This is a genomic window from Lignipirellula cremea (assembly GCF_056501455.1).
Genome location: NZ_CM151415.1, coordinates 4,504,563 through 4,529,397 on the forward strand (window position 1 = coordinate 4,504,563; position 24,835 = coordinate 4,529,397).

Annotated in this window: 20 protein-coding genes; 18 read left to right on the top strand and 2 right to left on the bottom strand. The window is 65.0% G+C overall.

The genetic code is table 11. The features are described from left to right. Nucleotides 1-33 precede the first annotated feature (33 nt). On the bottom strand, nt 34-852 hold the full coding sequence (locus SH602x_RS17450; RefSeq protein ID WP_479473534.1) for an SRPBCC family protein: 819 nt from the start codon (nt 850-852) through the stop codon (nt 34-36). A gap of 1,032 nt (nt 853-1,884) precedes the next feature. Here SH602x_RS17450 and SH602x_RS17455 point away from each other — a divergent pair. The 6 genes from SH602x_RS17455 (at nt 1,885) to SH602x_RS17480 (ending at nt 10,807) form a co-directional block, all read left to right on the top strand. Then, entirely contained in the window at nt 1,885-4,707 is a 2,823-nt protein-coding gene (locus tag SH602x_RS17455; protein ID WP_479473535.1) for an efflux RND transporter permease subunit, read from the top strand. Then, nucleotides 4,704-6,443 carry an MFS transporter gene (locus SH602x_RS17460; RefSeq protein WP_479473536.1) on the top strand — a complete coding sequence of 580 codons (1,740 nt, stop codon included), beginning with the start codon at nt 4,704-4,706 and terminating at the stop codon, nt 6,441-6,443. The genes SH602x_RS17455 and SH602x_RS17460 overlap by 4 nt, the downstream gene beginning before the upstream one ends. A 189-nt stretch (nt 6,444-6,632) precedes the next feature. Beyond that, complete coding sequence (locus tag SH602x_RS17465) at nt 6,633-8,033, top strand: MFS transporter (protein ID WP_479473537.1); 1,401 nt, start codon at nt 6,633-6,635, stop codon at nt 8,031-8,033. Between the two features lie 203 nt (nt 8,034-8,236). After that, nucleotides 8,237-9,328: a TerC family protein gene (locus tag SH602x_RS17470; protein WP_479473538.1), complete on the top strand. Its 1,092-nt coding sequence runs from the start codon at nt 8,237-8,239 to the stop codon at nt 9,326-9,328. 496 nt (nt 9,329-9,824) lie between these two features. Continuing rightward, nucleotides 9,825-10,214, top strand: coding sequence for an NADH-quinone oxidoreductase subunit A (locus SH602x_RS17475; RefSeq protein ID WP_479472244.1), 390 nt, complete (start codon nt 9,825-9,827; stop codon nt 10,212-10,214). Beyond that, nucleotides 10,205-10,807, top strand: a complete 603-nt coding sequence (locus tag SH602x_RS17480; RefSeq protein ID WP_479473539.1) for an NADH-quinone oxidoreductase subunit B — start codon at nt 10,205-10,207, stop codon at nt 10,805-10,807. The genes SH602x_RS17475 and SH602x_RS17480 overlap by 10 nt, the downstream gene beginning before the upstream one ends. Here the strand turns inward: SH602x_RS17480 and SH602x_RS17485 are convergent. Beyond that, nucleotides 10,782-10,991, bottom strand: a complete 210-nt coding sequence (locus SH602x_RS17485) for a hypothetical protein (RefSeq protein ID WP_479473540.1) — start codon at nt 10,989-10,991, stop codon at nt 10,782-10,784. The two genes, SH602x_RS17480 and SH602x_RS17485, sit on opposite strands and share 26 nt — an antisense overlap. Here SH602x_RS17485 and SH602x_RS17490 point away from each other — a divergent pair. From SH602x_RS17490 to SH602x_RS17545, 12 genes are all read left to right on the top strand, one after another. After that, a complete protein-coding gene (locus SH602x_RS17490) occupies nt 10,978-11,400 on the top strand; it encodes an NADH-quinone oxidoreductase subunit C (RefSeq protein ID WP_479473541.1) in 423 nt (140 codons plus the stop codon). The two genes, SH602x_RS17485 and SH602x_RS17490, sit on opposite strands and share 14 nt — an antisense overlap. A gap of 99 nt (nt 11,401-11,499) precedes the next feature. Continuing rightward, complete coding sequence (locus SH602x_RS17495) at nt 11,500-12,735, top strand: NADH-quinone oxidoreductase subunit D (protein ID WP_479473542.1); 1,236 nt, start codon at nt 11,500-11,502, stop codon at nt 12,733-12,735. After that, nucleotides 12,732-13,229: an NADH-quinone oxidoreductase subunit NuoE family protein gene (locus SH602x_RS17500; RefSeq protein WP_479473543.1), complete on the top strand. Its 498-nt coding sequence runs from the start codon at nt 12,732-12,734 to the stop codon at nt 13,227-13,229. The genes SH602x_RS17495 and SH602x_RS17500 overlap by 4 nt, the downstream gene beginning before the upstream one ends. Further along, nucleotides 13,226-14,554, top strand: coding sequence for an NADH-quinone oxidoreductase subunit NuoF (nuoF, locus tag SH602x_RS17505; RefSeq protein WP_479473544.1), 1,329 nt, complete (start codon nt 13,226-13,228; stop codon nt 14,552-14,554). Before SH602x_RS17500 ends, nuoF begins: the two co-directional genes overlap by 4 nt. Nucleotides 14,555-14,687: 133 nt before the next feature. Then, complete coding sequence (locus SH602x_RS17510; protein WP_479473545.1) at nt 14,688-16,409, top strand: NADH-quinone oxidoreductase subunit G; 1,722 nt, start codon at nt 14,688-14,690, stop codon at nt 16,407-16,409. Between the two features lie 53 nt (nt 16,410-16,462). Beyond that, on the top strand, nt 16,463-17,614 hold the full coding sequence (nuoH, locus tag SH602x_RS17515) for an NADH-quinone oxidoreductase subunit NuoH (RefSeq protein WP_479473546.1): 1,152 nt from the start codon (nt 16,463-16,465) through the stop codon (nt 17,612-17,614). Nucleotides 17,615-17,671: 57 nt separating this feature from the next. After that, a complete protein-coding gene (locus SH602x_RS17520; RefSeq protein ID WP_479473547.1) occupies nt 17,672-18,415 on the top strand; it encodes a NuoI/complex I 23 kDa subunit family protein in 744 nt (247 codons plus the stop codon). Nucleotides 18,416-18,421: 6 nt separating this feature from the next. Continuing rightward, nucleotides 18,422-19,174 (top strand): NADH-quinone oxidoreductase subunit J family protein, encoded by a 753-nt coding sequence (locus tag SH602x_RS17525; protein WP_479473548.1) that lies wholly within the window; start codon nt 18,422-18,424, stop codon nt 19,172-19,174. Beyond that, complete coding sequence (gene nuoK, locus SH602x_RS17530) at nt 19,171-19,638, top strand: NADH-quinone oxidoreductase subunit NuoK (RefSeq protein ID WP_479473549.1); 468 nt, start codon at nt 19,171-19,173, stop codon at nt 19,636-19,638. The genes SH602x_RS17525 and nuoK overlap by 4 nt, the downstream gene beginning before the upstream one ends. Continuing rightward, entirely contained in the window at nt 19,631-21,667 is a 2,037-nt protein-coding gene (nuoL, locus tag SH602x_RS17535; protein WP_479473550.1) for an NADH-quinone oxidoreductase subunit L, read from the top strand. Before nuoK ends, nuoL begins: the two co-directional genes overlap by 8 nt. Further along, complete coding sequence (locus SH602x_RS17540) at nt 21,664-23,268, top strand: complex I subunit 4 family protein (protein WP_479473551.1); 1,605 nt, start codon at nt 21,664-21,666, stop codon at nt 23,266-23,268. The genes nuoL and SH602x_RS17540 overlap by 4 nt, the downstream gene beginning before the upstream one ends. Next, nucleotides 23,265-24,818, top strand: coding sequence for an NADH-quinone oxidoreductase subunit N (locus SH602x_RS17545; protein WP_479473552.1), 1,554 nt, complete (start codon nt 23,265-23,267; stop codon nt 24,816-24,818). The genes SH602x_RS17540 and SH602x_RS17545 overlap by 4 nt, the downstream gene beginning before the upstream one ends. The last annotated feature ends 17 nt before the right edge of the window (nt 24,819-24,835 follow it).

The window sequence follows — 24,835 nt, forward strand, 5'->3', positions numbered from 1 at the left end:
ACGTTCCTCCTCGCGTTCCGACCGCGTTATCGCTCACCACGTGCCCGGATAGGTCGCCGCGGAGGTCGTCGTTCCGTTACCGAACGCGCTGCGATCGATCGACGGCGTTTCACCCCGTTCCATGGCGGACTTGAAGCGCTGCAGGTCCTCGACGATCTCCGCTTCCATTCCTCCGCCGAAAAGCTTGGCGGCGACGGCGGCGATCTTCCCGCCCGGCGGATCGTACTTGAGCGAAACGGTCAGCTCCGTCGCGCGGCCGTCGTCGATCGACTTGAAGCGAACGGACCCCGCCGTGTCGACTTCGCTGCCGGGCTCGGAACTCCAGGCGATCAGTTCGTGCTCCCGTTCCTGCGTGACGGTTGCATCCCACTCCGCGGTGACGCCGAACGGACCGCGGGCGATCCAGTGCGATCGGTCGCGATCGTAGGAAGAGACGCTCTGCAGATGACGCATCACGCGAGGCAGGTTTTCGACGTCCCGCCAGAACGCGAACAGCTTCTCCGGGGGAGATTGAACTCGAATCGTGGTCTCGAACTTCACGCCCTGACGAGCGGGAATGACCGTCGCGTCAGAATGCTCGGCCGTGTTGATTCCGAGAGCGTCGTAGCCGTGGCAGTGACCGGTCAGCCCGCGGTAGACCGCGGCGACGCCGAGCCCGGCGAGCAGCAGTCCGGAGGTCCCGCCATGCCGGACGCCGCACAGGATGCCCGCCGCGCCGAGCGTGACCGACGCCGCCCGTTCGATCGTTCCCACGTTCTTCGGCAGCACGCAGCACTCGCTGGATGCCGGGTCGGCGGGGTGAACGTCCTGCGGCCGCATGCCGACCATCGCCACTCGTCTGGACTCTTCCATCTCAATTCTCCTCTTCCTAAGAGCTCGGCTCTCCTCGGGGCGAAGCACGCAGAGCGCGACGCCGTCTGGTCCGCCCTGAGGTGCAAACGGGGCGCCGGAGAAAAAGGGGAGCGCTCACGGCTGAGCGGGCGTCATCGACGCGCGAACAGCCGCGGCGAACAGATCTATGCCGGGTCGCCAGGTCGCAAACCTCAAGCGTTTGGGAGCGTCGGCGGGCGGAGGACTCGATCGCCGATCATTGCCGGCTGAACGATTCCGCGCCGCCGGAGCGTCCAGGATGGAGCCGCCGACGGGAGCTTCGTCGGGGCGCTCGGGTGTGAACGACTCGCGAAGGTCGAATGAAGACGACGGCGGACGGCGGGGAGGAAACGGTTCGCGGTTCGGCAAACTTTGCGGCCGCTGCTCTTAGAGCGACTTCTCTTTCCGGCTGACCGGACAAGAAATCCCAAGTCCGCCTAGTTTCTCGTAAGCCGTGGATTTCACGAGCCTTACCGCAAACCTCGCAAGTAAGATGCGCTGGTCAGGGAAGAGGCGCCGGCGCGGCGGGAGGGTCGTGGGGCCAGGCTCGATTGCATCGACAGCGCCCCAGAATTAGCATTCTCTTTTCGGCCTGAGGTCGCGAAACTGACACGAATCATTCGTACCTGAACTGTACGAGCCGCCAGCGGTTCGAGTTTCAGCGTTTGACGACCGGGGCGAATTTGCCGCCCTGAAGGAAAATACAGAAGAGATTGACGGAGCGGGTAAAGAACTTGCACCGATAGAACTAGGTAGGAAAACGTCACGTCGTTGGACGTCAGAGAGTCTCCGCGGATCGTTTCGTCGCCGGACAGGCGAGGAACGCCCCTCGCTCGGAAACCTTCAAGGTCGGCAGGATATCGAAGGTTTCCTGAGGGATCGGAACAGTTTCTCTCGACTTTCGGACGTCGAAGGACGATCGCGCCCTATTGCGGCTCGTGATCCCGACGTTTGCACTAACGCGGGCGTCGTTCCCACAGGGCGACGTCACGGAAGGACATCGCAGTCTTGAACATGATCCGTCGATTCGAGAGGATCGCGCCCGCGATTCTGCTCCTCACGGCTCTCGCGGCGCCGCTGATTCTGTACGGGGCGTTTCGAGCCGTCCAAAGCAACACCAACAAGGTCGTCGACTGGCTCCCGGCCTCGTTCCAGGAGACGGCGGACCTCGCGTGGTATCGCGCGCGCTTCGCCGGCGATCAGTTCGTGATCGTCACCTGGGAAGGCGCCCACCTGGGGGGCGATCCCTCCGATCCGAACGCGACGCCCGACGATCCGCGGATCGAACAGCTCGCCAAACTGCTCGTTCCCGAGCAGGAAGGGCATGAGCCGATCGTCGCCGAAGGTGAAGTTTTCACCGGAGTCGCCGCGGTGAAGCACACCGATCCGGCAGCTCCCGGCGAAAAGGTGCGCTATTTCAAGAACGTCGTTACCGCGCGCCGCCTGCTGGATCGTCTGACCGCGGAACCGCTGGAGATTCCCTACGACGACGCCGTCGAACGACTGAGGGGGTCGCTGCTGGGGGATGACGGCAAGCAGACCGCCCTCGTCGTCACGCTGTCCGAAGAAGCGCTCGAAGATTTTCGCAAGGCGATCGGTCGCGGCAACGAGAAATGGCGTGCGCTCCACCACCCGCAGGGCGCTCTCTTCGACGCCATCGACGAGATCGGAATCGATAAGAATTCCGTCCACGTCGGCGGCCCGCCGGTGGATAACGTCGCAATCGACGAAGAAGGCGAGAAGACGCTGATCCGCCTGATGGGCCTCTCGACGCTGCTGGGTCTGATCCTGGCGTGGCGAGCGCTCAAGAGCATCAAGCTCACGATCATGGTCTTCTGCTGCGGCATTCTGAGCGCCGCGGCGAGCCTCGCCGTGATCTGGCTGTGGGGCGACACGACGGACGCCGTCGTCCTGGCGATGCCGTCGCTGATCTACGTGCTGGCGATCTCCGGCGCGATTCACATCATCAATTACTACAAGGAAGCGATCGAAAACGGCGGTCTGCGCGGCGCGGCGTATCGCGCCCTCGCCCACGCCTGGAAGCCGGCCGCTTTCTGCTCGGCCACGACCGCGGTCGGTCTGCTTTCGCTCGTCACGAGCGATCTGACGCCGATTCGCAAGTTCGGCTTCTACTCCAGCATCGGTATGATCCTGATGCTCGGGTCGCTGTTTCTGTTCCTGCCCGCCGCGCTTCAGGTCTGGCCGGTGCGGATGCGGAAGAAGGATGCGTCGGCGGAGGAAGAAGCGGCCCATGCTGCCGCTCACGCCGACCACACCCGTCCCGAAAACCGGGTCGAGGCGTTCTGGAACGTCGTCGGCGGGTTCATCATCCGCCGTCATGCGCTGGTCGCGGTGATGTGCACCGTTCTGATCGCGGTCGCCTGTATCGGCATCACGCGGATCCAGACGAGCATCGACCTGATGGGGCTGTTCGACAAGAACGCCCGCGTCATCACCGATTACAAGTGGCTGGAAGCGAACGTCGGCCGGCTGGTGCCGCTCGAAATCGTGCTGAAGTTCGACGACGACGCGATCCGTCGCAATGACGGCACGCCGGCTTCGGATGACGCACGTCTGCGGATGATCGACCGCGCCGAAATGGTCGCGAAGGTCGAACAGGCGATCGCGGCGAAGTTCGGCGCCGAGGGGCAGAACATCATCGGTCCCTCGATGTCGGCGACCGCGTTCATGCCCGAACTTCCCACCGGCAGCGGCTTCCAGGCGACGATTCGCCGGTCGGTCGTCAACACGAAGCTGGAATCGAGCTACGACGCGTTCAAGGAAACGGGCTACCTCCGCAGCGATCCGGAGACGGGCGCCGAACTCTGGCGAATCAGCCTCCGCGTGGCGGCGTTCCAGGACGTCGATTACGGAAAGTTCTCTGACGAAGTTCGCGACACCGTCCAGCCGATTCTGGCTGCGACGAATCAGGGCCGTCCCGAGCTGGAAGTCCAGGTCGCCGCCTCGGACGCGCCGGCACAGGGCGCCGCCGTCGCTGCCGCTCCGAAGAAGGCCTTCGTCGACGCGACCTACACCGGAGTCGTGCCGATCGTCTACAAGGCTCAGCGGGCGCTGCTGCAAAGCCTGATCGAGAGCACGTTCTGGTCGCTCATCGTGATCACGCCGATGCTGATGTTCGTCACCCGCGGCATCTGGTCGGGCCTGGTCTGCATGCTCCCCAACGTCCTTCCGATCGCGTTCGTGTTCGGCGGGATGGGATGGCTCGACCTGGCCGTCGATATCGGAGCGATGATGTCGGCCAGCATCGCGCTCGGGGTCGCCGTCGACGATACGATCCACTACCTGGCGTGGTTCCGCGACGAGTTCGACCGGACCGGCGATCGGAAGCAGTCGATCCTGTACGCCTACCGAAAGTGTGCGCTGCCGACCATGCAGGCGGCGTTGGTCAACGGCCTCGGCCTGTCGATCTTCGCGTTCAGCACGTTCACGCCGACCAAGCAGTTCGGCTACCTGATGCTGACGATTCTGATCGCGGGCATGTTCGCCGAATTGATCCTTCTCCCCGCGCTGCTCGCCGGTCCGCTGGGCCGGGCGTTCAACCGCCGCAAGGTCGCCGATCAGTCGCCGGACGGCGTCGACGTTCCCGAAGAGGCGTTCCAGAGCGACGAATCTTCGCGATCTGAGGATGCAGCACGGCATTCGCCGAATCTCGCTGCGGCCTCGGCAGGTCGCGGCGTCGAAATCGAAGCTCGACGCGATGACGCCGAGTCGGGTCGCACAGCCGGGCCCCACGAGAAATCCGGCTCTCGCCGCGAACGTACCCCCACCGCTCCTCCCTCCTCCCGCTCATCCTCGTCGTCGATCCGGCCCGCATGACCGAACGCCGCCCCCAGTGGTATACGCTCCTCAATAAATATCACTGGTTCGTGCTCGCGGTCGCCGCTCTCGGCTGGCTGTTCGACACGATGGACCAGCAGTTGTTCCTGATGGCGCGTGTCCCGGCGATGCGGGAACTACTCGCGTCGCCAGGCGAGATCGCGGACCAGGGGGACGTCGACAAGTACAGCGGGATCGCGACGGCCATCTTTCTGATGGGCTGGGCGGCAGGCGGGCTGTTCTTCGGCGTCCTGGGCGATCGCATCGGCCGCGCCAAGACGATGCTGCTCACGATTCTGCTTTACTCGCTCTGCACCGGGCTCAGCGCGTTCTCGATCGGATTCTGGGATTTCGCCGCGTACCGGTTCGTCACCGGCCTGGGCGTCGGCGGGGAATTCGCCGTGGGCGTCGCGCTCGTGGCGGAGGTCATGCCGGCTGCCGCGAGACCGTTCGCGCTCGGCCTGCTGCAGGCGCTCTCGGCGGTCGGCAATATCTCCGCGGCGCTCATCAACAACGCGATGGGCGAGATCGCCGAGCAAGGCCTTCTCGACGAGCTCGAAATCTTCGGAATTCAGATCACCGCGTGGCGGGCGATGTTCCTGGTCGGAACGCTGCCCGCGTTGTTGGCGGTGTTCGTCCGCGGTCGATTGAAAGAACCCGACACCTGGAAAGCGGCCCAAGCCGAAGCGGGCGTCGAAGGCGAGAAGCGGAAGTTCGGCTCTTATCGCGAACTGCTCGGCACGCCGATCTGGCGCGGTCGAGCGTTAATCGGCCTGGCGATCGCGATCGCCGGCGTGATCGGGCTGTGGGGTATCGCATTCTTCAGCTTCGACCTCGCCCGCAGCGTATTCCGCAAAGGGTACGAGGCGGAGTATCGGGCCGCGGGCATGGCTGACGCCGATCGCGATCTGTTGCGATTGGCTCTCCGCGAGGGCGCTATTCCCGACGGTCCCGAAGGAGCGAATCCGATCGAGCTCAAGCCGGTCGATTTTCTCGACTCGGCCCCGGGCTCCGCAGATGCCCAGTCACTCTGGTCGGGAGCTCTGGCTCTTCGGAGAGAAGGGAAACCGATCGAGCGCGAAGCCTTGCTGAAGGCCGCCGCGTCCGCGAGCAAACGCGAAACGAGAAACCCCGACGTCGCCAGCGCCGCACGGACTGCACGGGAGAAGTTCCTTGCCGGCGATCCGGAGAGCACGGACGTCGCCGCGCTGACCGAAACGATCAAGCGACGGTCGGCTGAAATGGGCGGTAACCTGACCCGATGGGTCGGCTACTCCTCGATGCTCTTCAATATCGGCGCCTTCTTCGGCATCTACGCGTTCACGCTGTTCACCGATCGGGTAGGGCGGCGCGCCGCCTTCGCCGTCGCGTTTCTCTTAGCCGCCGCGGCGACGATCTTTACGTTCCTGATGATCGACCGTCGCGTGGACGCGCTCTGGATGATGCCGATTCTCGGGTTTTGCACGCTGGCTCCGTTCGGCGGCTACGCGATCTACTTCCCGGAACTGTTCCCCACGCATCTTCGAAGTACGGGAACCTCGTTCTGCTACAACGTGGGGCGGTTCCTTTCGGCGTCGGGGCCCCTGACGCTCGGATACCTGACGGGCGTGGTCTTCGTAGATACCCAGGAGCCGCTGCGCTGGGCCGGTATCGCGATGTGTTCCGCTTTCGCCGTCGGATTGATCGCCCTGCCGTTCGCTCCGGAAACGAAGGGTCAGCCGCTTCCCGAGGGCTGATCCGACGACGCCAGGGTTGTTCAGATTTCCGACGTCGGAGCGTAAACTGGGCCCGCCTCCTGAAGCAGGGTCGCAGCGAAGCGGGGAAAGCGCACTCGCTTTCCTCCGGTCGCGGCTTCCGCTGGCGGAACGCCGCTGACGCGACTCTGATCTGCGCCTTCGACCGACCCTCCCGCCGAAAGTCCTACCTTGGCCGACTCGAACTCGAAATTCGGATTCGTCGCCTGGACGGTATGCGTCATCGCCGCGATCGGCTTCGCGTTCGATACGTATGAACTGCTGATGCTGCCGCTGATCCTGCCGCAGGCTTTGCCCGCGCTGGAGCCGAACAGCTTTCTTCCGCTGACGCGGCCGCAGTGGATTACGGTGATGTTCTTCGTGCCGGCGATCGCCGGCGGCGTCTTCGGCCTGTTCGGCGGCTACCTGACGGATCGTCTCGGTCGCCGTCGCGTCCTGACGTACAGCATTCTGCTCTACGCTTTCTCGGCGCTGGCGTCCGGCTTTTCGACGTCGCTGGAGATGCTGCTCTTCTTTCGCACGACGACGTTCGTCGGCGTTTGCGTCGAATTCGTCGCCGCCACGGCGTGGCTGGCGGAACTATTCAGGAATCCGAAGCAACGCGAAGCCGTATTGGGCTACACCCAGGCGTTCGCCTCCGTCGGCGGCGTGCTGGTGACGCTCGCCAATCGCATCGCCGTCGAGTATGCGTCGTCGTTTCCGATGATCTACGGCGAGCACGAGGCCTGGCGCTACACGCTGATCTCGGGCGTGATTCCCGCGATTCCGCTCATTCTGGTGCGCCCGTTCCTGCCGGAATCGCCGGAATGGGAACGAAAACGTGCGGCTGGATTGCTCCGCCGGCCTCAGTTCAGCGAGTTGTTCGCGCCCGCTCTGCGACGCACGACCATCGTGACGACGCTTCTGTTCGCCTGCTGCTACGGCATCGCGTTTGGCGCGCTGCAACAGGTGCCGCAAATCGTGAAGACGATCCCCTCCGTCGTGGCCGAGAAGGAAGGGAAGCCCGACGCCGAGGTGCGGAAGATCGAACAGCGGGCCGCCAACGACGTGAACGCCTTTCAGGAGATCGGCGGTATCGTCGGACGCGTGATTCTCGCGACGCTGGCGATCGTCATCGTCGGGCGACGGATGCTGCTCTGGACGTTCCAGATCCCGGCGTTGCTCATCATCCCGGCGGTCTTCTTCTTCCCAGCGCGCGACAACATCGACCTGCTCGCCTGGGGCATCTTCTTATCGGGAGTGCTGACCATCGGGCAGTTCAGCTTCTGGGGGAACTACCTGCCGCGCGTCTATCCGATGCACCTTCGCGGCACGGGCGAAAGCTTCGCGGCCAACATCGGCGGGCGCGTGATCGGCACCTCGGCCGTGATCGTCACCTACGCGCTGCTGCCGCTGACCGGGTCGATCGCGGTCGCCGCGGGCATCGTGGCGCTGATCGCGTGCGTGCTCGGGGTCATTCTGACGTTCTGGCTGCCTGAGCCCCCCTCGGAAGAGGAACTCGAAGGCGATCACGGGGGCGATCATCCGAAGGCGGCCCTGATGACGCCCGTCCCGGTCCCCTCCGGAAAATAGGCGCCGCGATTCGCTCGTCCGAATAGCCAGCTGCGAAACCCATCGCAGCTGCCTGCGAAGGCCCAGGGCGCTGACCGCCCGGCCTGTGGGGCCTGCTCTGCACGAGCAAGAGCGATAGAATTCGGAACGATCTGCCCCTTCGGCAGCATGCACTCCGGCCGAAGCAACGGCCAGATACGTCGGAATCGGCTCGGAATAACCCTATGGATTGGCGGATCTGGGTCGGCTTCATCGCGTTCGTTCTCGTCGCCGTTACGCTCGACCTGTTCGTATTCCATCGCGGCCGGAAGGCGCCGAAGTTCAAGGACGCCGTCGGCTGGACGCTCTTCTGGATGGTCGCCGCCTGCCTCTTCGGCGGCGTGATCTGGTTCCTCTACGAACGACTTCCCGAGAGTTGGCTGCCCGAAGACCCTCTGAGCGGTCGCCAGGCGACGATCCAGTACTTCTCCTGCTGGTTGCTGGAGCAGTCGCTCTCGCTGGATAACGTCTTCGTCATCGCGCTGGTCTTCGCGTCGTTTCGCGTCCCGAAGCACGAACAGCATCGCGTGCTGTTCTGGGGCATCCTGGGCGCGATCGTGCTTCGCGGCACGATGATCGTGCTCGGAGCCTGGCTCGTCGAACGATTCGAGTGGATCCTCTACATCTTCGGCGCGCTGCTGCTCTTCTCAGCGGGGAAGATGCTCTTCGCCAAGCACGAGGAAGAGATCCCCGTCGAGAAGCACCTGCTGGTGCGGATCGCCCGAAAGTTCATTCCGGTCACGAACAAGTTCCACGAAGAGAAGTTCTTCGTGAAAATCGACGGGCGCTGGTTCGCCACGCCGCTGTTCCTGACCCTGCTGCTGGTCGAAGCGAGCGACCTTATTTTCGCGGTCGACTCGGTTCCCGCTGCGTTCGCCGTCTCGAAGGATCCCTTCATCATCTTCACCGCGAACGCCTTCGCGATCTTCGGACTCCGGTCGCTCTACTTCGTCCTGCTGTCGATGCTCGACCGGTTCCGGTACCTGCAATTCGGGCTCGTCGTAATCCTTGCGTACGTCGGCGTCAAGATTCTGCTGAAAGAAGTGGTCATCCATCGCTACCACCTGGAAGACGAGGCCAACTGGTTCTCGCTCGCCTTCATCGTGGTCACGCTCGGCGCGAGCCTGCTCATCTCCTGGATCGTCGACAAGCGAGCGGCAGCAGGTCACGGCCCCAGCGAAGTCCTCGAAGAAGTCGCGTCCGAATCGGATAGCCTGCCTCCGTACGATCCGACGAGCGACGACCCGTCGGATCAGGACGCGCGTACCGATCCCTGAGCCGAAGCCGGCGGACTTAGCGGCGCTGCCCGCTCCCTCGCATGCCGCTTGGGGGCGGTTCCTACGACCTGCGAGCGGCACTCGCGCCGAGACGTGCGAAATCGCCGCGCCGACTGGTGCGGGTCGTCGCGACGCAGGCGCTTCCTAGCCGGAGCGCCTGAGGCCTAGTCCTCGAACGACTCGCGCTATAATCCTGCACGGATCGCCGAAGATGGGCGATACAGATTCGGCGAGTCGCTGCGGGGGATCTTCCCTTAAAGATTCTTCAGGAACCCCCCTTCGGGACGCGATTGCGGCCAATCCAGGCGCGCCGCCGTCGGCAGCCCCTCCCCGCAATTCGGGCGAACGGATAGGATGCGCGAGTGAGCGGCAGTTCGCCGCCTCTCGTCGAGCTCAGCTAGCGCCTGCGGGCGGCGAGGGCCCATTAGCCTCCCTTGTGCGGCCATCGGTCGACAAGGCGGCGAGGGGATCGAGAAGGATCGAAGGGCGTTTTCCGATGTCGGAATCGATCGCGAATTATTGGCCGGTCCTGCTCTACGCCGGGGCCCTCGTCGGCTTCGTCGTGGTGACGCTGGCGCTCGCGAATCTGATCGGTCCGCGGCGACGCACGGCGGTGAAGGACATGCCCTACGAATCGGGTATGGATCCGGTCGGCGACGCGCATCAGCCGTTCGACGTGAAGTTCTACGTTCTGGCGATCCTGTTTCTGATCTTCGACGTGGAACTCTTGTTCCTTTATCCCTGGGCCGTCGCCGCGTACGTCGACGACGGGGGCGTACCCGAAGGACTGCGGGATCTGATGCTGGGGGTCATGCTGTTCTTCATGGCGACGTTCGGGATCGGTTACATCTACGCGTGGAAGAAGGGAGCGTTCAAATGGCGCTAGGCGTGCCGGAGAACGTTTTTCTCACCAAGCTCGACGTCGCCGCGAACTGGGCCCGCACCAACAGCCTCTGGCCGATGCCGTTCGCGACGGCCTGTTGCGGCATCGAGCTGATGGCGACCGCGTCGAGCCGTCATGATCTCGCCCGTTTCGGCGCCGAGGTGATGCGGTTCAGTCCTCGGCAGTGCGATCTCTTGATCGTCGCCGGGCGAGTCGTCGGAAAGATGCTGCCCGTGCTGCAGCGGATCTGGTTGCAGATGCCCGAACCCAAGTGGTGCATCTCGATGGGCGCCTGTGCCTGCACGGGCGGCGTCTTCGATACGTACGCCGTCGTACAGGGCGTCGACCGCTTCATCCCGGTCGACATGTACGTCCCCGGATGTCCGCCTCGCCCGGAGCAACTCATCCGCGCGGTGATCGAGCTCCAGGATTACATCATGCGGACCGGCACGATGAGCGGTCGCGAATTCCCGATGCGCACCCGACCGATCGGCCCGTCGCCGTTCGATCGCGACGAACTCGTGCGACTGAGCGACGGGGTCGAAACGGGCGCCGTGGAACCAGGCGCCGTCAGCGGAGGCGGGTCGCGTCGGTGAGCCAGCGTAAATCGTCGGATCCTAAAGTCGCTGCCGCTTCCGGAAACAGGAAGACCCCTTCGTCGTCGCCCCGCAGCGAATCGAACGAGGCGTCGACTGCGCCGACATGGGAAGCGGCGATCTCCGCCCGCATCGGCAGTCGCTCCCGGATGGAGAGCTTCCGCGGCGACGTGCGGCTCGTCATTCATGCCCAGGATCTGTTCGAGACGCTTCGATCGCTCCGGCATGAGTTCGACTTCGACATGCTCGTCGACGTCACGGCGATCGATCTTCTGGAGTATCCGGACGCGACCGACCGCTTCGCCGTCGTCTACTCGCTGCTGTCGCTCGCTCGAAACGAGCGGCTGTTCGTCAAGACGTTCGTCAACGATCCGAACCCCGCCCTCCCTTCGGTCGTGTCGATCTGGGCGGGGGCCAACTGGCTCGAGCGCGAGGTGTACGACATGTTCGGCATCGCGTTCGAGGGCCACCCCGACCTCCGCCGCATCCTGATGCCTGAAGAGTTCGTCGCCTATCCTCTGCGGAAAGACTATCCGCTGCAGGGCCGCGGCGAACGCCACAATTTCCCGGTCATTTCTCGATCGGAAAGCTGACCGCGTTCCCTCCGAATCCCCGGTTCGCCTTCGATCGCGAACCGATTGCCCTCGCGCACGAGCTGACCTCGATCGCGAGCGCCCGTCCCCCCCCCGACGATGCCGCTACAGGTCTCGGATCTCACGTCGCCGGAGTCTCCCGACCAGGAGTACCTCTGGACGCTCAACTTCGGGCCGCAGCATCCTGCGACCCACACGACCCTTCGTCTGACGTTGACGCTGGACGGCGAGACGGTCGTGAACGCCGTCCCCGATATCGGGTACCTGCACAGCGGTTTCGAGAAGCTGGGCGAAGATCTCACCTTCAACCAGTACGTGACGATCGTCGATCGGATGAACTACATCTCGCCGGTCGCGAACGAGATCTCCTGGCTGCACGCCGTCGAGAAGCTCCTGGCGATCGACCTCACGCCGCGGTGCAAGTACGTCCGGACGATCTTCGCGGAGTTGATGCGGGTGCACGATCACCTGCTCAACGTCGCCACGGTCGCGCTCGATCTCGGCGGGTTCACCGGCTTTCTGTACGCCTTCAATCTGCGCGAGCGGATCAACGACATCTGCGAACGGGCGTCGGGGCAGCGTTTTCACTCGAGCTACTTCCGCGTCGGCGGGGCGCTCTTCGACGTGACGCCCGACTGGATCCAGATGATCCGCGATTTCCTCGCGGAGTTTCCGAAGGTCCACGCGGAAGTGCATGGCCTGCTGACCCGCAACCGGATCTTCGTCGACCGCGTGAAGGGGGTCGGCACGCTCTCGCGAGAGGACGCGATCGCCTTCGGCGCGACCGGGCCCATCGCCCGCGCCAGCGGCGTCGTTCGCGATCTTCGCAAGGACGAGCCCTACCTCGCCTATCCGGACCTCGACTTCCGCGTCGTCTGCGCCCGGGCAGGCGACTGCTACGCACGCTATCTCGTCCGGATGGACGAGATGCTGGAGAGCGTCAAGCTGATCGAGCAGGCGATCGAGAACATCCCCGCCGGCCCGATCAACGTCGGGCTCGAAGTCGATCCGACCGACGGCAAATCGACGCTGCCCAATAAGGCCGACGTCTATCGCAGCATCGAGGGGCTGATCCGTCACTTCGAAGTGATCATGCCCAACCGGGGTTACCCGACGCCGGTCGGCGAGGTTTACGGCGCGACCGAGGCGCCCAACGGCGAACTCGGTTTCTACATCGTCGGCGACGGCAAGGCGAAGCCTTACCGCGTGAGGACGCGTCCGCCGTCGTTCGTTCACTTCGGCATCTTCCCCCACATGATTCGCGGCGCCACGCTCAGCGACGTCGTCGCCGTGCTGGGGAGCTTGAACATCATCGCAGCGGAACTCGATCGTTGACCGTTCTGACAGACGAACTGCGACAGCGCATCGTCGCGGAATTCCCGAAGTACCCGACGAAGCGCGCGGTCACGCTGCCTGCGCTGCATCTGGTGCATGAGTCGCTGCGCTGCGTCTCGCCCGCGGCGATGGCGGAGATCGCGGAACTGCTGGAACTGCATCCGGCCGAAGTCGCCGATACAATGAGCTTCTACGGCTTCTTCCGCGACGACGCCAATCCGCTGGGACGGCGACGCGTCTGGGTCTGCCGAAGTCTTTCCTGCATGCTCCGCGGCGGAGAGGACCTGCTGGTCGAACTCTCCGAGCGGCTGCATTGTCGACCGGGCAGCACGTCGGCCGACGGAAGCTGCTCGCTGGAATTCGCCGAGTGCCTCGGCGGGTGCGACGGCGCTCCCTGCGTCCTGATCGACGACGAACTCTATCTGAACGCCAGCGCCGACGAGATCGTCCGCCTCGTCGAAGGCGCCCCGGCGGCGGAAGGGAGTTTCTCATGAACGAGAACTTCCAGACCGTATTGCTGAGGCGCGTCGAACGAGAGGCTGATCCGTACCTGGCCGCTTATCGCGCCGAAGGCGGATACACCGGCCTGCGGGTCGCGCTTCAGCTTTCGCCGGCGGACGTGATCGAGAAGGTGAAGCAATCAGCGCTCCGCGGTCGCGGGGGCGCGGGCTTCCCGACGGGCATGAAGTGGTCGTTCCTTCCGAAGGACCATCCGGGGCCGATCTATCTCGCGATCAACGCGGACGAGAGCGAACCGGGCACGTTCAACAATCGCGTGCTGATGGAGAAGGATCCCCATCAGTTGCTCGAAGGGATCGCGATCGCCTGCCGCGCCATCGGCGCGAAGACCGCTTACATCTACCTGCGCTACGAGTACGGGCGCAGCTACCGGACGCTTCAGCGCGCAATCGACGAGTGCTACGCCGCCGGCATTCTCGGTCCGCGGGTGCTGGAGAGCGAACAGTCGCTCGATATTCGTCTCCATCGCGGGGCCGGGGCGTATATCTGCGGCGAAGAGACGGGCCTGATCGAAAGTCTCGAAGGCAAGCGGGCCTGGCCGCGGATCAAGCCACCGTTTCCTGCCGTCGAAGGCCTGTTCCGTAAGCCGACGATCGTCAACAACGTCGAGACGATCGCCTGCGTCACGCATATCTTCGCCCGCGGTCCGGAGTGGTTTCGTTCGATGGGCGTCGCGCCCGATCCGAACAACCCACGCGACCTGGGAAGCTACGGCCCGAAGCTCTACGGCGTGAGCGGCCACGTCGAACGGCAGGGCCTGTTCGAACTGCCGCTCGGCGTCACCAGCCGCGAACTGATCGATCGCTGCGGCGGCATCTGGAAGGGTCGCAAGGTTAAAGCCGTCATCCCCGGCGGGCTGAGCACGGGCTTCCTGACCGCCGAGGAGATGGACGTGCCGCTCGATTTCAGCGGACCGGTGAAGGCGGGCTGCCTGGGACTCGGCACGGCCGGCCTGATCGTGATCGACGACCAGACGAACATCGTCGACGTCCTGTTCAACAGCTCCCGTTTTTACGCGCACGAATCGTGCGGTCAGTGCACCCCCTGTCGCGAGGGGACGCGGTGGATGGAAAAGATCCTCGAACGCTTCCGCAACGGCGAGGGCAGCGAGCGCGACATCGACCTGTTGATCGAAGTCTCCGAAACGATGGGCATCATCCCCGGCACCACCATCTGCGGACTCGCGGACGGAGCCGCCTGGCCGGTGAAGAGCGCCCTGAAGAAGTTTCGCGAAGACTTCGTGGAGTATGTCCGCAGCGGTCGCCGGGCGCCCGCCTCCCGGCTGGCTCTCGCGCATTAACTTTACGGAGTGCCGGCAAGTCTTTCGTAGGGTGGGTCATTGACCCGCCTCCCCGAAGACTCGCGATTTCGAACGACGCAGTCGGTGGGTCAATGACCCACCCTACGAAAGATTCAGGTTTCCTGTCGAATCCATGACGACGCAAGCGAAATCGACCGCCACCGTTAACGGGCAAGAGGTCGCGATTCATGAGGGCGAGTCCCTCAACGCGATCCAGCTCGCCCAGCGGGCCGGCGTCGAAATTCCGCACTACTGCTGGCACCCGGCGCTTTCGGTCGTCGCCAGTTGCCGCATGTGCCTGGTCGAAGCGGGTCAGATCGGGCAGGGGGGCGTCCTCGCGATGCAACCCAAGCTCGTCCCCGCCTGCCAGACGCCGGTGAAGGCCGGCTCCGTCATCGTCACCAACAGCGAAAAGGTGAAGGCGGCCCAGAACCAGGTGCTGGAATTCCTGCTGCTGAATCATCCGCTCGATTGTCCGGTCTGCGACCAGGCGGGCGAATGCAAGCTTCAGGACTTCAGCTTCCGTTACGGTCGCGGCTATTCGCGGCTGAAGGAAGCGAAGCTTCTGAAGCCGGATAAGGACTATATCGGCGAGCAGATCACGCTGTTCACCGACCGCTGCGTGATGTGCACCCGGTGCGTCCGCTTCACGCGGGAAATCTCCGGCACCAGCGAATTGCAGGTCATTCAGCGCGGCAGCCACGCGGAGATCGATATCTTCCCGGGCGAGCCCTGCGACAACAAACTCGCAGGCAACGTCGTCGACATCTGCCCGGTCGGAGCGCTCTGCAGCAAGGACTTCCTGTACAAGCAGCGGGTCTGGTGGCTCGAGTCCAAGGAGAGCGTCTGCCCCAACTGCAGCACGGGCTGCAGCATCCATGTCGACCAGAACGAGAACGTCGTCTATCGTCTGAAGCCGCGGCATAATCCGCTGGCGCAGGGGCACTTCATGTGCGACGAGGGACGCTTCGGCTTCAAGTACCAGGCGTCGCCGAATCGGCTCCGTCAACCGCTCGCACGGAGCGCAAACGGAGGCCAGGTTCCCGTTCCCTGGGAGCAGGCGCAGCGAAGCGTGCGGGAAGAATTGCAGCAGCTCGCGGCGTCCCGCCCCGCCGCGATTCTCGGCATTCTTTCCCCCTGGATGACGGTCGAAGAAGCCTACCTGCTCGCGTCGTACCTGAAGTCCCTGTCGCCGCAGGTCCGCCTGGCGCTCGGTCCCGTTCGCGTCGAAGGGGAAGACGATCGCTATCCGAAGGACGTCCACGGACGCGCCGTCGAGCCGACGAAGTTCACGATCCGTGCCGAGAAGGCGCCGAACCTCCGCGGGGTCGAGGCCATCCTCCGCCATTTCGAGGGCGACGTCGTCGCGGCGGAGCGACTGCTGCCGGAGCTCGGAACTGAAGAGATCGAGGCGGTCTACTACGCGGGCGGCGATCCGGACTTCGCCGACGACGCCGAATTCGCCGCGACGCTGGCGACGGCAAAGCTTCTGATCGTGCAGGACATCCTCGCATCGCCGGCCAGCGAGGCCGCCCGCTACGTCCTGCCCGGCGGGACGTTCATGGAGAAGGACGGCACGTTCGTCAACCATTCCGGCCTCGCCCAGGCGATTCGCCGCGCCGTCCGCGGACCGGAAGAGGCTAGGCCGGACGGTCGCATCCTCTGGGACCTGGCGGGGCGCACGGGCCTGTTCCATGCCGGCAATCTCCGCAAGGAGATTGCGGCGAACGTGCCCGAGTTGCGGGCTCTCGCCGTCGGCGATCTGGGATCGCTCGGCGTGCGGACCGACGTTCGACTCGAAGGAGTCGACGACGGCCAGCGTGCGACTGCCGATATCGCCGCGGGCGCTCCCTGAGTTCCGTTTCTCGACCGCTCTCCGTCGTTCACCGTTCCACTTCGACGTCCGCGATGTCTCTCAGCGACTTGATCGTCACGATCCTCGTCATCTCCGTCACGCTCGGAGGAACGCTGGGAATCTGTTCGTATCTGATCTGGCTCGAGCGGAAGCTTTCCGCGGCGATGCAGGACCGCCTGGGTCCGAATCGCGTCGGACCGGCGGGTCTGTTTCAGCCGATCGCGGATGGGCTCAAGTTCATCCTCAAGGAAGAGTACACGCCCCAGCACGTCGACAAGCTGCTCTTCACGCTCGCGCCCTGCGTGTCAGTCTTCACGACCATGCTCGCGTTCGCGGTCGTACCGTTCGGCCCGGTCGAGCGGACGTTCGACTGGTTCCGCTTCGTCGTCGCCCCTGGCGTCGATATCGGCCTGGTGTTCGTGTTCGCGGTGACCAGCCTGGCCGTGTACGGCATCATCCTGGGGGGCTGGGCATCGAACAATAAATACAGCGTCCTCGGCGCGCTTCGCTCCAGCGCGCAGGTCATCAGTTACGAACTGCCGCTCGGCATGAGCGTGCTCGGCGTCGCGCTCCTCAGCGGGACGTTGAATCTGGAAGAGATCGCGACGTCGCAGGGCGCCGACGGGATCCTCGGGTGGTACGTCTGGGTCCAGCCGCTCGCCTGCCTGATCTTCTTCACGGCGGCGCTCGCCGAATCGAATCGACTGCCGTTCGACCTGCCGGAGTGCGAACAGGAACTCGTCGGCGGCTACCACACCGAATACGGCGCGATGAAGTTCGCGATGTTCTTCCTTGCCGAATACGCCCACGTCATCACGGTCAGCTTCCTCGTGTCGATCATGTTCTTCGGCGCGTGGTACTTCCCGTGGATCTCGACCCCGACGAGCGAATATCCGCTCGCCTGGGTCGTCGGGCTGGCGATCCTGTTCTTCAAAGTCTTCTGCTGCATCGTGTTCATCATGCTGCTGCGGTGGACCATTCCGCGGTTCCGCTTCGATCAGTTGATGAGCCTCGCCTGGAAGGGGCTCATTCCGCTCGCGCTGCTGAACGTCGTTTGCGTGATGCTGACGCTTCATTTCGATCAAAGCCGCTGGTGGCTCGCCTTGACGTCGGCGGCGCTGTTCCTCGGCGCCGGCGCCTTGTCGCTCACGCTGCAGCGCTCTCCGCGCCCGACGCCCGCGATGGCGATGCGTCGCGCGGCCTGAACGGCGCCGAGCTGAATCCGAATCTCGCGGCCCGTGCGCCGACTTCGAAAACGACCTATGGCCAATCCGAAAAACCCTGACCCCCAGGACGACGTCCGCTGGGTGGACGAGCCCGAACTCGGGTTCTGGGAATCGACGTTTCTACCGGCGATCGTCCAGGGTCTGAAGACGACCGTGCGGCACGTCGTCGAGCGGAAGTCGCTCACGCAACAGTTCCCGGAACAGAAGCCCGAACTGTCGGAGAACTACCGCGGCGTTCATCGACTCAATCGAGACGAGCAGGGCCGCGTGAAGTGCGTCGCCTGCTTCATGTGCGCGACGGCCTGCCCCGCCCACTGCATTACGATCGAAGCGGCCGCCGCGCCGTGGGAAGACCGGGACAAGTATCCCGCGATCTTCGTGATCGACGAGCTCAAGTGCATCTTTTGCGGGATGTGCGAAGAAGCTTGCCCCTGCGACGCGATCGAGCTGACCAGCCAGTTCGACATCAGCGCCCTGTCGCGGGAGCAGATGCTCTTCGATCGCGAGAAGCTCCTTTCTATCTACGACGCGACCGCCCAGTTGCCCGTCGATCCGGTCAGAACGCATCGCGGCGCGCTCGGCCCGGCGTCGGAACTGGAAGTCAATCCGACGAGTCCCACGCGGCCCGTCGGCGATCCGGCGAAGGAGGCGGTCGTCGGTCCCAAGCCGACGCCGAAGGATCCGGTCGACTCGAACCTCGTCGCCGCGGGTCTCCCGATTCCCGGCGCCCCCACGCACTCCGACGCGGCGACTGCGCCGCGAAGACGCAAAGACGGCTGATCGTTTATGCCACCGTTTCTTGAATGGCTGCTCTCGCATGCGGCGCCGCTGGTCGGCGTGACGCTCGGGGCGTTCGCGCTCTGGCTCGCGCTGCCGCGTCCGAAGATGGGCGCTGCGCGCGTCGCCCTGGCCGTCGCGGCCGGGTTCGCGTCGGTCGGAATTCTGGGAGCGACGTCGCTCCTGCCGATGGACGATCCTTCCCAGGCGGGGCTCTTCTATCTCTTCGCGGGCGTCGCCGTCGTCTCCGCGACGTTGACGGTGACCAATCACGACCCCGTCTATGCGGCGCTTTGGTTCGCGATCGCGACGCTCGGCGTGAGCGGGTTGTTCCTGCTCAACTTCGCTCCGTTTCTCGCCGCGGCCACGGTGATCGTCTACGCCGGCGCCATCATCGTGACGTTCCTATTCATCCTGATGCTCGCCCAGCAGAATGGGGCGGCTTTTTACGATCGGAACGCCTCGCGTCCGTTCGCGACGATGATCGCCGCGGGACTGGTACTGGCGACGCTGCTCCTCGCGTTGTTCGCGTGGCGAGGATCGGACGACGCCGTCGCGTCCGCCCGCTTCATGCCTCCGCCCCAGGCGCTCGCCGAACAGACGCTGACCGCGGGCGGCGACGATCTCGCCTCGATGCGATCGCTGGGACGGTCGCTCTTCGGCGACTACCTGTTCGCGGTCGAACTTGCCGGCACGGCGCTTCTCGTCGCCGCGATCGGAGCGATCGCGATCGCTCCCCGGCGGCAGGGAGGCGAACTGTGACGACGGCCCTGCTCGATAACTGCCTCGTCGTCGGGGCGATCCTGTTCGTTCTCGGCGCCGTCGGGTTTCTGACCCGGCGAAACCTGATTCTCGTCATGCTGTCGTCGGAACTGATGCTGCACGGCGTCTCGCTCAACCTGGTCGCGTTCTCCGGCTTCCACGAGAACCTCCGCGGCCAGTCGTTCACCGTGTTTCTGCTGGCGATCGCCGCGTGCGAAGCTGGGATCGGACTGGCTTTGACGCTCGCCCTGTATCGCCGCCGGAAGACGCTCGACATCGACGTCTGGAGCGATCTGGCTGAGGTCGCCCCGCGTCGCGACGAAGCGGTCGAAGAGGCCGCCGCCACGTACGCGACCGAGCGCGGGAAGCCGCCGGAGTTCCCCAGACTGACGCCTGCCGGAGCCGTTCCGAAGGACGCGCCGCGTTCCTACGAGGTCGAAGCCCGGGAGAGCGCCGATGTCTGATTCTCTCGCCCAGGCGCTCATCGCGACGATTCTCGCGGCGCCCCTTCTGGCTTCCGTCGTCATCGCCCTCTTCGGCAAACGAATGTTGCAGGAAGCGAGCGCGTGGCCCTGCGTCGCGGCGCTCGCGATCGCGTTCGCGGCTTCGATCGCGTTCGTCCTCGCGCCGCCCGAACATGATGCCGCGGTCGTCGCCTGGAACTGGATCGACGTCGGAACGCTGAACGTACCCGTGGCGTTTCGCGTCGATGCGATGACGGCCGTCATGCTTTCGACCGTTACGTTCGTCAGCACGCTCGTCGCGATCTTCTCGTCGGCGTATATGCACGGCGACCGCGGGTACGCCCGATACTTCGCGGCCGTGTCGCTGTTCGTGTTTTCGATGTGCCTGCTGGTCCTCGCCGACAACCTTCTGATTCTGTTCGCGGGCTGGGAAGGCGTCGGCCTGTGCAGCTACCTGCTGATCGGGTTCTGGTATGAGAAGCCGGCAGCTGCTTCGGCGGCGCGCAAGGCGTTCGTCGCGAATCGCATCGGCGACTTCGCGATGCTGATCGGGATCTTCCTGACCTGGAGGTCGTTCGGGACGCTCGATCTGCCGACGATCCTCTCCGCCGAGGCGATCGAACGCGTCGCGGCAGGCTCGTTCGGCCCCCTGAACGGACATTCCTTGCTGGTCACCATCTGCCTGCTGCTGTTCGGCGGCGCGGTCGGCAAGAGCGCCCAGTTCCCGCTGATGGTCTGGCTTCCCGACGCGATGGAGGGTCCCACGCCGGTCAGCGCCCTGATCCACGCGGCGACGATGGTGACCGCCGGCGTGTACCTCGTCGCAAGATGCACGCCGCTGTTCCTGATGGCTCCCGAAGCGCAGGTCGTCGTCGGCCTGACCGGAGGCTTCACCGCGATTCTGGCCGCGCTGATCGCGCTGACGCAGAACGACCTGAAGAAGGTCCTGGCGTACTCCACGGTCAGCCAACTCGGCTACATGTTTCTCGCGCTCGGAGCAGGCGTCGCGGGCGAAGCGGCGGCGACCGCTGCGGTGGTCGCGGCGATGTTCCACCTGGTGACGCACGCCTTCTTCAAGGCGCTGTTGTTTCTCGGCGCCGGGAGCGTGATGCACGCGATGAACGGCGAGATCGACGTTCGCCGCTTCGGCGGTCTGCGTCGCGAACTCCCCTGGACGCACGCGACCTTTCTGGTCGGCATCGCCGCGCTCGCGGGGGCGCCCTTGCTCGCCGGTTTCTGGAGCAAGGATGAAATCCTCGTCGCGCTCAAGACGGCGGGCGCCGAAGGAAGCTGGGCCGCCTACTTCTTCCCGCTGTTCCTCCTGGCGCTCGTGACCGCGACGCTCACGGCGTTCTATTCGTTCCGCGTCTACTTCCTGACGTTCTGGGGCGAAGCGAGATATTCGCACGAGCATGTCCATCCGCATGAATCGCCGCCGGCGATGACCGGGCCGCTCGTGGCGCTGGCGGTTCTCGCGGCGTTCGCGGGACTGATCCTCGGCCCGACCGGAATGTTCAGTCATTTTCTCGCTCACACGCCGGGGTTGCCGGCAGCCCACGAGCATCATTTCGACTGGACCGTCGCGGGTCTGGGAACCCTCGCCGCGCTGGCGGGGATCGCGTTCGCCTACGTCGCGTACGTCGCTTCGCCCGGACTGCCTGCGAAGCTCGCGGCGGCGAGCGGTCCGCTCTTTACCCTCTCGCACCGGAAGTTCTTCCTCGACGAGATCTACGGGGCGGCGCTCGTGCTGCCGCTGCTCTTCGCCGGGCGCGTTTTCAGTTCGATCGATCGGGCGGCCCTCGATCCTGCGATTGATCGCGTCGCCGGCGTTCCGCGAGCGATCGGGACGTTTCTGCGACCGAACCAGAACGGACGCTCCGGCTGGTACGCGCTGGCTATGTTCTTCGGCGTCGCCGTGCTCGTCATCGCCGGATTCGCGAGCCTGTTCCGGCAGAAGCCCGAAGCCCTCCGACCGGTCGAGGCGACGCCTGTCAGCGATCGGGCAGACTTGCAGGGAGGCTCGCGATGATCGGTTTGCTGCCCGTTCTGATCCTGCTTCCGCTCGCGGCTGCTGCGGCGCTCGCGCTGTTGCGCCCCACGGACGCCCATACCGCGCGGTGGACCGCGCTCGTCGTGTCGATCGCGACGCTGGCGATTTCGCTCTATGCGACTTATGAACTGACGCAGGCGCGTCCGCTCACGACGACCGATCCGGTCGCGCCGCGGTTCGAACTTCGACAGACCTGGATGACCGTGCCGCGGGTGGGCGACGCGCCCGACGTGCGGCTGGAGTTCTATCTGGGCATGGACGGCGTTTCGGCGCTGCTCATCTCGCTGACGGCCCTGCTGACGACGACGGCGATCCTGCTTTCGTGGAATAACGTCCGCGACAAGCGAACGGCCTACTTCGCGTGGATCCTCGCGCTCGAGAGCGGCCTGATCGGATCGTTCTGCGCGTTCGATCTGCTGCTGTTCTACGTCTGTTTCGAATTCACGCTGATCCCGATCTTCTTCCTGATCGGAATCTGGGGAGGACAGGAGCGTCGCCGCGCGGCTGGCCGCTTCGTCCTGTTCACGCTCTGCGGCAGTCTCGCGACGCTCGGAGGCATCTTGGCCCTCGGCGTCGCGGCAGCCGATCGATGGAATCTGGCGACGCCGTTCTCCATTCCCGATCTCGCGGCCGCGACGGCGCTCGACCCACTGCCGTACGCGCTGCAGGTGGGGCTGATGCTCGCGATCGGGCTCGGTTTCGCGGTCAAGATTCCGCTCGTGCCGTTTCATACATGGCAGCCGCTGACGTACGTCGAGGCGCCGACGGCGGTGACCGTCCTGCTCTCCGGGACCGTGCTGAAGATGGGGGCGTACGGCCTGTTCAGAATCTGCATGCCGTTACTCCCCGACGCGGTCGAATCGATCGGCGTGCCGCTCGTGGCGACGCTGTCCGTCGTGGGCATCGTCTACGGCGCGCTCTGTGCTCTCGCGCAGTCCGATATGAAGCGGCTGGTCGCCTACAGCAGTCTCAGCCATCTCGGCTTCGTGACGCTCGGGCTCTTCGCGCTCAACCTTGAAGGAACGACGGGCGGCGTCCTCCAGATGATCAACCACGGTCTGTCGACCGGGGCGATCTTCCTGTTCGTCGGAATGATCGAGCAGCGCTACGGCACGCGCGACATGTCGCAGTTCGGCGGACTGGCGTCGCGTCTGCCGGCGCTCGCGGTCTGCATGATCTTCGTCTGCTTCGCGAGCGCGGGGCTCCCGCTGCTGAACGGATTCGTGGGCGAGTACCTGGCGCTCGCCGGAATGTTTGCGCGGGACCCTGCGTACGCGATCGTCGGAGCCTCGGGCGTCGTGCTCGGCGCGTGGTACCTGCTCACGCTGATTCAACGGACGTTCTTCGGTCCCCTTCGCGAACCGCACGCGGAAGGCGCTCCGCCTCAGGATCTTCGCCTGCGTGAGCTGGCGATCGCGATCCCGCTGATGGCGCTCTGCCTGGCGATCGGGCTCTACCCGAAGCCGCTGACCGACCTGATCCAGCCCGACGTCGATCGGGTGGTGCGACTTTACGATTCGAATCCCGTGACGCCGCAGGTGGCGACCGTCGCGACGGGCGAGGAGAGCGACGGCAGGTGAACGAATTCGTCGAACGTCTCGTCGACTCCGTCGAGCTCGCGCTGCCCGAGGTGGCGCTGATCTTCTTCGGCTGCGCGTACTTCCTTATTGCTCCTTTCCTGCTCGACAGTTCGAGCGAAGGGCGATCGGGCGAGGGACCGCGATACCTCAGGCATCTCTGGGCGGGCGCGACCCTGGTCGCGATCGCCGTGGCCGGCTGGCTCTGGCTGCGCTTCGAACCGACCGGCGAAGCGCTCCCCGGGCCGTTTCGCGTCGACGGACTCGCCTGGTTCGTTCGCGGATTGAGCCTGGCGAGCGCGGCGATCCTGACGCTCGTCGCGTGGAGTCGCGTCTCCGCGGGCAAGGCGGCGGAGTTCTATGCCTGTCTGCTCTTCATCTGCGCGGGCACGTCGCTGGTCGCCGTCGCGAACGACCTGGTGATGCTGTTCCTCGCGCTGGAACTGGTCAGTCTGCCGACGTATGTTCTGCTGTATCTTTCGCGGCATGACGCGGCGGGTCAGGAGGCGACGCTGAAGTACTTTCTGCTGAGCGTCTTCTCCTCGGCCATCGCCTTGTTCGGCTTGAGCTATCTCTACGGCACGACCGGGACGACGGATCTGGTCGCGATGAAGGCGGCGCTGGCGTTGGGAGCGCACGGTCCGATGCCGGCGACGCTGGCGATCGCGATCGCCGCGATCGTGGCAGGACTTGCCTTCCGACTGGCCGCGGCGCCGTTTCACTTCTACGCTCCGGACGTCTTCCAGGGGACGTCGACCGTCGGCGCCGCGACGCTCTCGTTCATTCCCAAGGCGGTCGGAATCGTCGCGCTGGCGCGGATCATCGGAGCGCCCGAGGCGCTGGCGACCGGAGGCTGGTCGCTGACCGACGTCGCCGCGCCGATGCTCGCCGCGCTGGCCGTGCTCAGCATGTGCGTCGGAAATCTGCTGGCCCTCGTGCAGACCGACCTGCGACGACTGCTGGCGTACTCCGGCATCGCGCACGGCGGCTACATGCTCGTCGGCCTCGTGGCGATGCATCCGACCGAACCCGGCGTCGGTCTCGGGTCCGCGCTCTTCTATCTGGCCTCTTACGGCGCGATGACGGTGGGAGCGTTCGCCGTACTGGCGATGCTTCGCGTTCGACGCACGCAGGCCGCCGAATCGCAGGCGGCGATGCCCGACGACGATCGCGTGACGACGATCGACGACCTGGCGGGACTCGGACGGTCGCAGCCCTTCGCGGCGGCGCTGCTCGCGATCGCGCTCTTCAGCATGATCGGCCTGCCGCCGACGGCAGGTTTCCTCGGCAAGATGAACCTGTTCGTCGCCGCATGGTCCGGGGGATGGCGCTGGCTGGCGATCGCGATGCTGGTCAACGCGGGGATCGCGGCGTACTACTACCTGCGCGTGCTCGGCGCGATGTACCTGCGTCCGACCGCGAACGGGGACCGGCGGAGCGTCGAGTGGCCGGCGCTGGCCGGCGGGACGCTCTGCGCCGCCGCGACGATCGGCCTGTTCGCCGCGCCCGACTGGCTCTGGCAGGCTCTACGAGCGACCGGCGCCGATTTGTAGGTTGAACGCCGACGTCG

What these genes read in the sequence shown, in the direction of transcription:
- SH602x_RS17450 (WP_479473534.1), bottom strand. Translation starts at nt 852, where the DNA reads ATGGAAGAGTCCAGACGAGTGGCGATGGTCGGCATGCGGCCGCAGGAC.
- SH602x_RS17455 (WP_479473535.1), top strand. Translation starts at nt 1,885, where the DNA reads ATGATCCGTCGATTCGAGAGGATCGCGCCCGCGATTCTGCTCCTCACG.
- SH602x_RS17460 (WP_479473536.1), top strand. Translation starts at nt 4,704, where the DNA reads ATGACCGAACGCCGCCCCCAGTGGTATACGCTCCTCAATAAATATCAC.
- SH602x_RS17470 (WP_479473538.1), top strand. Translation starts at nt 8,237, where the DNA reads ATGGATTGGCGGATCTGGGTCGGCTTCATCGCGTTCGTTCTCGTCGCC.
- SH602x_RS17475 (WP_479472244.1), top strand. Translation starts at nt 9,825, where the DNA reads ATGTCGGAATCGATCGCGAATTATTGGCCGGTCCTGCTCTACGCCGGG.
- SH602x_RS17480 (WP_479473539.1), top strand. Translation starts at nt 10,205, where the DNA reads ATGGCGCTAGGCGTGCCGGAGAACGTTTTTCTCACCAAGCTCGACGTC.
- SH602x_RS17485 (WP_479473540.1), bottom strand. Translation starts at nt 10,991, where the DNA reads ATGACGAGCCGCACGTCGCCGCGGAAGCTCTCCATCCGGGAGCGACTG.
- SH602x_RS17495 (WP_479473542.1), top strand. Translation starts at nt 11,500, where the DNA reads ATGCCGCTACAGGTCTCGGATCTCACGTCGCCGGAGTCTCCCGACCAG.
- nuoF (WP_479473544.1), top strand. Translation starts at nt 13,226, where the DNA reads ATGAACGAGAACTTCCAGACCGTATTGCTGAGGCGCGTCGAACGAGAG.
- SH602x_RS17510 (WP_479473545.1), top strand. Translation starts at nt 14,688, where the DNA reads ATGACGACGCAAGCGAAATCGACCGCCACCGTTAACGGGCAAGAGGTC.
- nuoH (WP_479473546.1), top strand. Translation starts at nt 16,463, where the DNA reads ATGTCTCTCAGCGACTTGATCGTCACGATCCTCGTCATCTCCGTCACG.
- SH602x_RS17520 (WP_479473547.1), top strand. Translation starts at nt 17,672, where the DNA reads ATGGCCAATCCGAAAAACCCTGACCCCCAGGACGACGTCCGCTGGGTG.
- SH602x_RS17525 (WP_479473548.1), top strand. Translation starts at nt 18,422, where the DNA reads ATGCCACCGTTTCTTGAATGGCTGCTCTCGCATGCGGCGCCGCTGGTC.
- nuoL (WP_479473550.1), top strand. Translation starts at nt 19,631, where the DNA reads ATGTCTGATTCTCTCGCCCAGGCGCTCATCGCGACGATTCTCGCGGCG.
- SH602x_RS17540 (WP_479473551.1), top strand. Translation starts at nt 21,664, where the DNA reads ATGATCGGTTTGCTGCCCGTTCTGATCCTGCTTCCGCTCGCGGCTGCT.